This window comes from Zemynaea arenosa, assembly GCF_004614185.1.
Classification (GTDB): Bacteria; Pseudomonadota; Gammaproteobacteria; order Burkholderiales; family Burkholderiaceae_D; genus Telluria; species Telluria arenosa.
Genome location: NZ_SPVF01000084.1, coordinates 40671 through 47247 on the forward strand (window position 1 = coordinate 40671; position 6577 = coordinate 47247).

The window sequence follows — 6577 nt, forward strand, 5'->3', positions numbered from 1 at the left end:
TTCTCCGGGCCACCCGTGACAGCGTGCGTGTCAGAGGCGAGGGGTGGCGTGGTTCAAAAAACCTGCCGGCGTGAAGACGCACGGCAGCAATCGGGGGATCAATGAGCCCGGGATTGCCAGCGTCGCCACAGCCAGGCCTCGATCGAGCCGCCGTGAGTGACAGTGTGTTTTTTGAAGAGCATGTGAGAGTTACAGGACGTCGCGATTGTGTTGACGAATCAGTGTTGCCGCCTCCAGCAACGTGTCAACTATACCATCGGATTCGATTTCGTGTACAGGCACGCCGTGGTTGTAACCATACGGTACCGTCAGCACGTAGCAGCCGGCCGCGCGAGCGGCGTGGGCGTCGTTGGAGGAGTCGCCCAAAGCCACCACCTGCTCGGGGGGGCAGCCGAGCGCCTTGCAGGCTTCAGTCAGCGGCATCGGGTCCGGTTTCTTCTTCGGGAAGGAGTCGCCACCGAAGACGAAGTCGAAGTAGCCGCGCAGGCCTTTCCTGTCCAGCAGGGGGCCCGCGAAGTTCATCGGCTTGTTGGTCACCACGGCCAGCTTCAGGCCTTCTTCCTTCAGCGCGCGCAGGCCTTCCTTGACGTCGGGGTAGAGGGTGCTGTGGTCCCCGTTGATGGCGATGTAGTGGCGCTGGTAGGCGGTCATTGCCTCCTCGATGCGCTGCTCGACGCCGGCGTCGTCGTAGTCCAGGGCCAGCACGCCGCGGATCAGGTGCTCCGATCCCTTGCCGACCAGCTGCGCGATCTGCTCGTGCGTCACCGGCTGGTGCAGGCCGAAGTCCGCGCGCATGCGGTTGATGGCGACGTAAAAGTCGGGGACCGTGTCGAGCATGGTGCCGTCCAGGTCGACGATGGCGGCGCGGATGCGGTGGGCGAAGCGGGTCATGTGGGTCAGTCTTCGGTGTGCGACGGCGGCTTGCGGCGCGATGGGTGCATGGTGAAGCCGATCAGGCGCGTGACCACGGTAGCGAGGTACATCAGCCCCGTCATCATCTCGATGCTGGCAACCGAGCGCGCATGCTTGGAGACGGCGACCACGTTGCCCATGCCGGTGCCGGTGAGCAGGGCGAAGCTCAGGTGGTTCAGGTCCGACCAGCTTCTGAGCGTGCCGATCTCCGAGTAGGCGGTGGGTTGCAGCGCCTGGATCATCACGTACAGGTGGGTGAAGGCCCAGATCAGCAAGGTGAAAGTCGCGGCGGCGGCGAACAGTTCATCCGCTGTCACCTGGTCGTCATGCATCATGTAGGCGATCAGGCTGATGGCGGCGTAAAAGTAAAAAATCGCTTCCAGTCCGGCGGACCAGGGCAGCAGCGCTTCCATGTGGCCGAGGCTCTGCATGCCGAGCAGGCCGATCACGGGGATCGCGAGGGCGACGCTGATCCAGGTCGGCCCCGGTGTCTTCTCCACGGTACGGATGGTCAGCACCAGCACGAACACGCCCACGGCATTGAGGGCCGTGCGGCCGTAGTCCGTGTCCTCGATGAACGGATAAAGCACGACACACAGCAGCTGCACCACCAGCAGGATCGCCGACGGATGCCCGCGGGGGCGGAAGCGCCGCAGCCAGGTCATTTCGCCAGTTCGGCGCGCATGGCGTCGATGACGGCCTTGTAGTCAGGTTTGCCGAAGATGGCGGAGCCGGCGACGAAAGTGTCCGCGCCCGCAGCCGCGGCTTCGGCGATGTTCTCGACCTTGATGCCGCCATCCACCTCCAGCATGATGTCGCGGCCCGATTCGTCGATCAGACGGCGCGCCTCGGCGATCTTCTTGAGCGCCTGCGGGATGAAGGACTGGCCGCCGAAGCCCGGGTTCACGGACATAATCAGGATCATGTCGATCTTGTCCATCACGTGCTCGAGGTAGCTGAGCGGGGTGGCCGGGTTGAACACGAGGCCGGCCTTGCAGCCATGGTCGCGGATCAGCTGGAGAGAACGGTCGATGTGCTCGGAGCCTTCCGGGTGGAAGGTGATGATGTTGGCGCCGGCCTTGGCAAAGTCCGGAATGATGCGGTCCACCGGCTTGACCATCAGGTGCACGTCGATCGGCACCTGCACGTGCGGGCGGATGGCTTGGCACACCAGCGGGCCGATGGTCAGGTTGGGCACGTAGTGGTTGTCCATCACGTCGAAGTGGATGATGTCAGCGCCGGCGGCGACGACGTTGCGCACTTCCTCGCCCAGGCGGGCAAAGTCGGCGGACAGGATGCTGGGAGCGATGCGGTAGGTGGTCATAGGGCGTGCGGAACGGCTGGATGGTCAAGATCCGCTATTTTACGCTGCCGGAGTATGATGTCGCCTTCATCCGGGGAACATGATGGCTACCTACGAATTTACCGTTTCGGTCCGCACGCAGTATCTGCCGGAGCAGTCCGATCCCGAGCGCACCAACTTTGTTTTCACCTATTCCATCACCATCAAGAATACGGGGAGCATTCCAGCCCAGCTGATCTCGCGGCACTGGGTGATCACCGATGCGCACAATCACGTGCAGGAGGTGCGCGGCCTGGGCGTGGTGGGGCACCAGCCCTTGCTGCAGCCGGGCGAGGAGTTCGAGTACACGAGCGGCACCCAGCTCGCCACCCCGCAAGGGTCGATGGTGGGCGAGTACTTCTGCGTGGCGGAAGACGGCACGCAGTTCGTAGCCAAAATTCCGGAGTTCGTGCTGTCCCTGCCGCGGACCTTGCACTGATTACTTGTCGTCAGGCTGGCGTTCGTCGCGCTGCGTGCTGTCCGGCTTACGGCCGGACGCCGTCCACCAGACGATAAAGACGAGCAGAAACAGCGCAAAGCCAGCCTCCAACATCAACAGCCACATACCGATCACCCATGCCGATTCGTTATTCGATGCGCCGCAGTGTAACCGTTCCGCTGACCGCCGTGGCGGTGCTGCTGGCGGCATGTACCACGCAACCTGTCCAGCAACCGGCGCCGGAGCGGGTGAAGCCGCCGGTGGTGATGCCGCCGCCGGTGCAGCCGGTGCCCGTGCCGCCTCCGGTCCAGCCGCCGGTCCAGCCGCCCGTGGCGGAGCAGCCCGCGCCACCGCCGGCACCGCTGTTCACGGCCGTGTCGTTCGCGGAGCTGCCGGGATGGGGCACCGACGACTTGCGCGAGGCATGGCCGGCGTTCCTGTCTTCATGCTCGGTGCTGGGCAAGCGGTCCGACTGGGCCGAGGTATGCGCCACCGCGCGCGGCGTTGATGGCAGCGACAGTGTCGGCATCCGCAACTATTTCGAGGCGAACTTCGTGCCGCAGATGGTCCGTTCGCCGGATGGCTCGGACACGGGCCTCATCACCGGCTACTACGAGGCGATGCTGCATGGCTCCCGCAAGCGCGCCGGCGCCTTCCAGACGCCGCTCTACAAAGTGCCGGACGATCTACTGGTCGTCGATCTCGGCTCCGTGTACCCGCAGCTGAAGAACATGCGCCTGCGCGGCCGGGTGGTTGGCAAGAAGGTGGTCCCCTACGGCAGCCGCGCGGAGATCGAGCGTTCCGGCCTGCCGGGCAAGGAGCTGATGTGGGTGAACGACCCGGTCGAGGCCTTCTTCCTGGAAGTGCAGGGTTCCGGCCGCGTGCAGTTGGACGACACCGGTGAGATGGTCCGCATCGGCTATGCGGACCAGAACGGGCACCCTTACCTGGCGATTGGCCGCTGGATGGTGGACCAGGGCCTGCTGCCGCGCGACCAGGTCTCCGCGCAGTCGATCAAGGCGTGGCTGGCCGCGCACCCGGAACGCCAGCAGGAAGTGCTGAACGCGAATCCGAGCTATGTGTTCTTCAGGGAGTCGCCGATCCCTGACCCCAGCGTCGGACCGAAGGGCGCGCTCGGTGTGCCGCTGACGCCCGCGCGCTCGGTCGCCATCGACCAGACCTTGCTGCCGCTGGGCGCCCCGATCTTTTTGGCGACCACGCAGGCGGGCAGCGATGTACCGATGCAGAAGCTGGTGATGGGTCAGGATACCGGCGGCGCGATCCGCGGGGCGGTGCGGGCAGACTTCTTCTATGGCTTCGGCAAGGATGCCGAGGACAAGGCGGGCCTGATGAAGCAGCAGGGCCGCCTGTGGGTGCTGCTGCCGCGCCAGATGGTCACGGCTGCCGGCGGATCGAAGTAAAGCCGACCACCCACACCGTCAGCGCAATGGCGACGACGGCGATGCAGGCAAGGCCCGTCCGGACGCCGAACTGCTCGCCCACGGCGCCGGCCAGGAAGGCGCCGACGGGCGCCGTGGCCACGGTGACGAAGCGCATCGTGGAGATCATGCGGCCCAGGAAGGCGTCCGGCGTCACGCGCTGGCGCATCGTCACGTAGGGCATAAAGAACAGCATCACCCCGCAGTCGAAGATAAAGACCAGCGCGCCGTAGGCTACGACCGTGAGGGCGTGCGAGCCGAATGGATCGCGCGGGAGCAGCGGCATCAGCGTCCAGACCAGTGCCATGCTGGCCAGCGCCCCTACAATGACGCCGCCGGCGCCCAGCTTGCGGGTGAGCGGCTTGAGCAGGATGGAGCTGGCCAGCACGCCGACGCCGCCGAGCATTTGCGCCACGCCGATCTGGCCAGGCGACAGGCCGAGGACGCGGGTCGCGAAGATAACGCTCAGCGCTAGGTAGCCGTAAAAGAGGATGTGCCAGATACCGGCCATCCAGGCCAGTGGCCGCAGCACCTCGTGCTGCCACACGTATTTCAGCCCTTCGGCCATGTCTTTCAGTGGATGCTGGCCAGTGGGCTCGGGCTTCGCCTCGGTCACGCCCATGCGGCGCAGGCTGAAGATGGCGTAGAAGAAGGTGAGCGCGTCCAGCAGGAGAGCGACTGGTGCGCTTAGGACCTGGATGAGGATCCCGCCCAGGCCCGGTCCGAGCAGGCGCGAGACCGAGTCGGAAGCGGCGATCTTGGACTGCGCGTCGGTCATCCGCTCGCGGCCCACCAGATGGACCACGAACACTTGCTCCGCACTGCCGCCCACCACGTTCACGGTCCCCATCAGGAAGCCGACCACGTACATCCACGGCATCGAGAGCCATCCGAGCCACCAGGCCAGCGGCACGCTGGCCAGCGCGAGGCCGAAGGTGGCCTTGCTGGCGAGGAGGATGGGCAGGCGGCGGTAGCGGTCCAGCAGCACGCCAGACGGAAGGCCGAACAGCGCGAAGGGAAGGGCTTGCATGGCGCTCAAGGTGCCCATCTCCGCGGCGGAGGCGTGCAGTAGCAGGACGGCGCACAGCGGCATGGCGAGCGTCGTGATCTGGGCGCCGAAGTCGTTGAGGGTCGTGACGAGCCAGTAGCGCCGGAAGTCGGCGCTTTCAAGCAGCGGGTCCTGGAGCAGGTTCTTGAAGTAGGCGACGAAGGGGATCGGCATGGGTGGCACAGTGCGAGCTGGAGATGATACCGGGGCGGGAGTGGCGCTACAATCCCGGCTTTGTCTTTAATTGTCTTCTCTTCTTGAATAAGGGGTGCCCCATGCAATATCAGGATTTGCTGATCGAGACCCACGGCAAAGTGGCCGTGATCCGCCTGAACCGCCCGAAGGCGATGAACGCCCTGAACGACAACATGATGAATGAGCTGGGCGAGGCGCTGTACGCCTTCGACAAGGACCCGGCGGTCAACGTCATTGTCCTCACGGGCAGCGAGAAGGCGTTTGCAGCGGGTGCGGATATCGCGGCGATGGTCAACTACGACTATCAGGAGACCCATACCAATAACTACATCGGCCGCAACTGGGAGCACATCCTCAATGTGCGCAAGCCGGTGATCGGCGCGGTGGCCGGGTACTGCCTGGGCGGCGGCTGCGAGCTGGCGATGATGTGCGACTTCCTGGTCGCCGCGGATTCGGCCAAGTTCGGGCAGCCGGAGATCAAGGTCGGCGTGACCCCGGGCGCTGGCGGTACCCAGCGCCTGCCGCGCGCGATCGGCAAGTCCAAGGCGATGGACATGCTGCTCACCACCCGCATGATCGATGCGGCGGAAGCGGAGCGCACCGGTTTGGTGTCGCGCGTGATCCCGGCGGAGAAGCTGATGGAGGAAGTGGTGGCGATCGCGCAGCAGATCGCGGAGATGCCGGTGTCGGTGGCCATCCAGATCAAGGACGCGGTCAACCAGGCCTTCGAGACCACCCTGTCGCAGGGCGTGCGCTACGAGCGCCGCTACTTCCACGCGGGCTTCGGCACGCCGGCGCAGCGCGAGGGCATGAACGCGTTCCTGGAGAAGCGGAAGCCGAACTTCGAGGGCCTGTGACTTTTCACGATTTTTCGCAAAGCGGGGCTTGACGCAGCGCAGCGCAAGTCCCATAATCTCGTTTCTCTGCTGCTGACGAACACAACGATTCGCAGCGATAGCAGAAGGCCCTCAGGGCTGGATCTTTAACAATCAACAGTCGATAAGTGTGGGCGTTTGATGAAGGTGCCACCGGCTTGCCGGTGATACTCAAAATATTTATCAAATGCTCGACACAAGAAATAAACGTGACCTCGCAAGAGGAACGTCAGTATCTTGAGAAGAGCGACCTGCTTTGGAAACAAAGCAAAAACAGGAATTAAACTGAAGAGTTTGATCCTGGCTCAGATTGAACGCTGGCGGCAT

At 64.3% G+C, this 6577-nt stretch carries 8 protein-coding genes; 3 read left to right on the forward strand and 5 right to left on the reverse strand.

What is annotated here, in order from left to right; genetic code table 11:
• Nucleotides 1-189 precede the first annotated feature (189 nt).
• Genes E4L96_RS06185 through rpe form a run of 3 tightly spaced genes read right to left on the reverse strand, consistent with a single transcriptional unit; the run spans nucleotide 190 to nucleotide 2236 of the window.
• Nucleotides 190-891 carry a phosphoglycolate phosphatase gene (locus E4L96_RS06185; RefSeq protein WP_135206344.1) on the reverse strand — a complete coding sequence of 234 codons (702 nt, stop codon included), beginning with the start codon at nucleotides 889-891 and terminating at the stop codon, nucleotides 190-192.
• A gap of 5 nt (nucleotides 892-896) precedes the next feature.
• Nucleotides 897-1577 (reverse strand): two pore domain potassium channel family protein, encoded by a 681-nt coding sequence (locus E4L96_RS06190; protein WP_135206345.1) that lies wholly within the window; start codon nucleotides 1575-1577, stop codon nucleotides 897-899.
• Nucleotides 1574-2236, reverse strand: coding sequence for a ribulose-phosphate 3-epimerase (rpe, locus tag E4L96_RS06195; protein WP_135206346.1), 663 nt, complete (start codon nucleotides 2234-2236; stop codon nucleotides 1574-1576). The genes E4L96_RS06190 and rpe overlap by 4 nt, the downstream gene beginning before the upstream one ends.
• An 82-nt stretch (nucleotides 2237-2318) precedes the next feature.
• Between rpe and apaG the strand changes: the two genes are divergently transcribed.
• On the forward strand, nucleotides 2319-2693 hold the full coding sequence (apaG, locus tag E4L96_RS06200) for a Co2+/Mg2+ efflux facilitator ApaG/CorD (protein ID WP_135206350.1): 375 nt from the start codon (nucleotides 2319-2321) through the stop codon (nucleotides 2691-2693).
• On the opposite strand, the gene E4L96_RS24555 is transcribed toward apaG, so the two are convergent.
• A complete protein-coding gene (locus E4L96_RS24555; RefSeq protein ID WP_267874317.1) occupies nucleotides 2694-2819 on the reverse strand; it encodes a hypothetical protein in 126 nt (41 codons plus the stop codon).
• An 11-nt stretch (nucleotides 2820-2830) separates the two neighbouring features.
• Here E4L96_RS24555 and mltA point away from each other — a divergent pair, with 11 nt between their 5' ends.
• The gene (gene mltA / locus E4L96_RS06205) at nucleotides 2831-4114 is read left to right on the forward strand and encodes a murein transglycosylase A (RefSeq protein ID WP_135206347.1); all 1284 of its coding nucleotides are present in this window, start codon (nucleotides 2831-2833) and stop codon (nucleotides 4112-4114) included.
• On the opposite strand, the gene E4L96_RS06210 is transcribed toward mltA, so the two are convergent.
• Complete coding sequence (locus E4L96_RS06210) at nucleotides 4089-5354, reverse strand: MFS transporter (protein ID WP_229414253.1); 1266 nt, start codon at nucleotides 5352-5354, stop codon at nucleotides 4089-4091. The two genes, mltA and E4L96_RS06210, sit on opposite strands and share 26 nt — an antisense overlap.
• A gap of 101 nt (nucleotides 5355-5455) precedes the next feature.
• On the opposite strand from E4L96_RS06210, the gene E4L96_RS06215 reads away from it, so the two are divergent.
• Nucleotides 5456-6232 (forward strand): enoyl-CoA hydratase, encoded by a 777-nt coding sequence (locus tag E4L96_RS06215; protein ID WP_135206348.1) that lies wholly within the window; start codon nucleotides 5456-5458, stop codon nucleotides 6230-6232.
• Nucleotides 6233-6577: the final 345 nt, after the last annotated feature.

Bases quoted from the DNA above. Each gene is read 5' to 3' on its own strand.
- E4L96_RS06190 (WP_135206345.1), bottom strand. From the start codon at position 1,577: ATGACCTGGCTGCGGCGCTTCCGCCCCCGCGGGCATCCGTCGGCGATC.
- E4L96_RS24555 (WP_267874317.1), bottom strand. From the start codon at position 2,819: ATGTGGCTGTTGATGTTGGAGGCTGGCTTTGCGCTGTTTCTGCTCGTC.
- E4L96_RS06185 (WP_135206344.1), bottom strand. From the start codon at position 891: ATGACCCGCTTCGCCCACCGCATCCGCGCCGCCATCGTCGACCTGGAC.
- apaG (WP_135206350.1), top strand. From the start codon at position 2,319: ATGGCTACCTACGAATTTACCGTTTCGGTCCGCACGCAGTATCTGCCG.
- E4L96_RS06215 (WP_135206348.1), top strand. From the start codon at position 5,456: ATGCAATATCAGGATTTGCTGATCGAGACCCACGGCAAAGTGGCCGTG.
- rpe (WP_135206346.1), bottom strand. From the start codon at position 2,236: ATGACCACCTACCGCATCGCTCCCAGCATCCTGTCCGCCGACTTTGCC.
- mltA (WP_135206347.1), top strand. From the start codon at position 2,831: ATGCCGATTCGTTATTCGATGCGCCGCAGTGTAACCGTTCCGCTGACC.
- E4L96_RS06210 (WP_229414253.1), bottom strand. From the start codon at position 5,354: ATGCCGATCCCCTTCGTCGCCTACTTCAAGAACCTGCTCCAGGACCCG.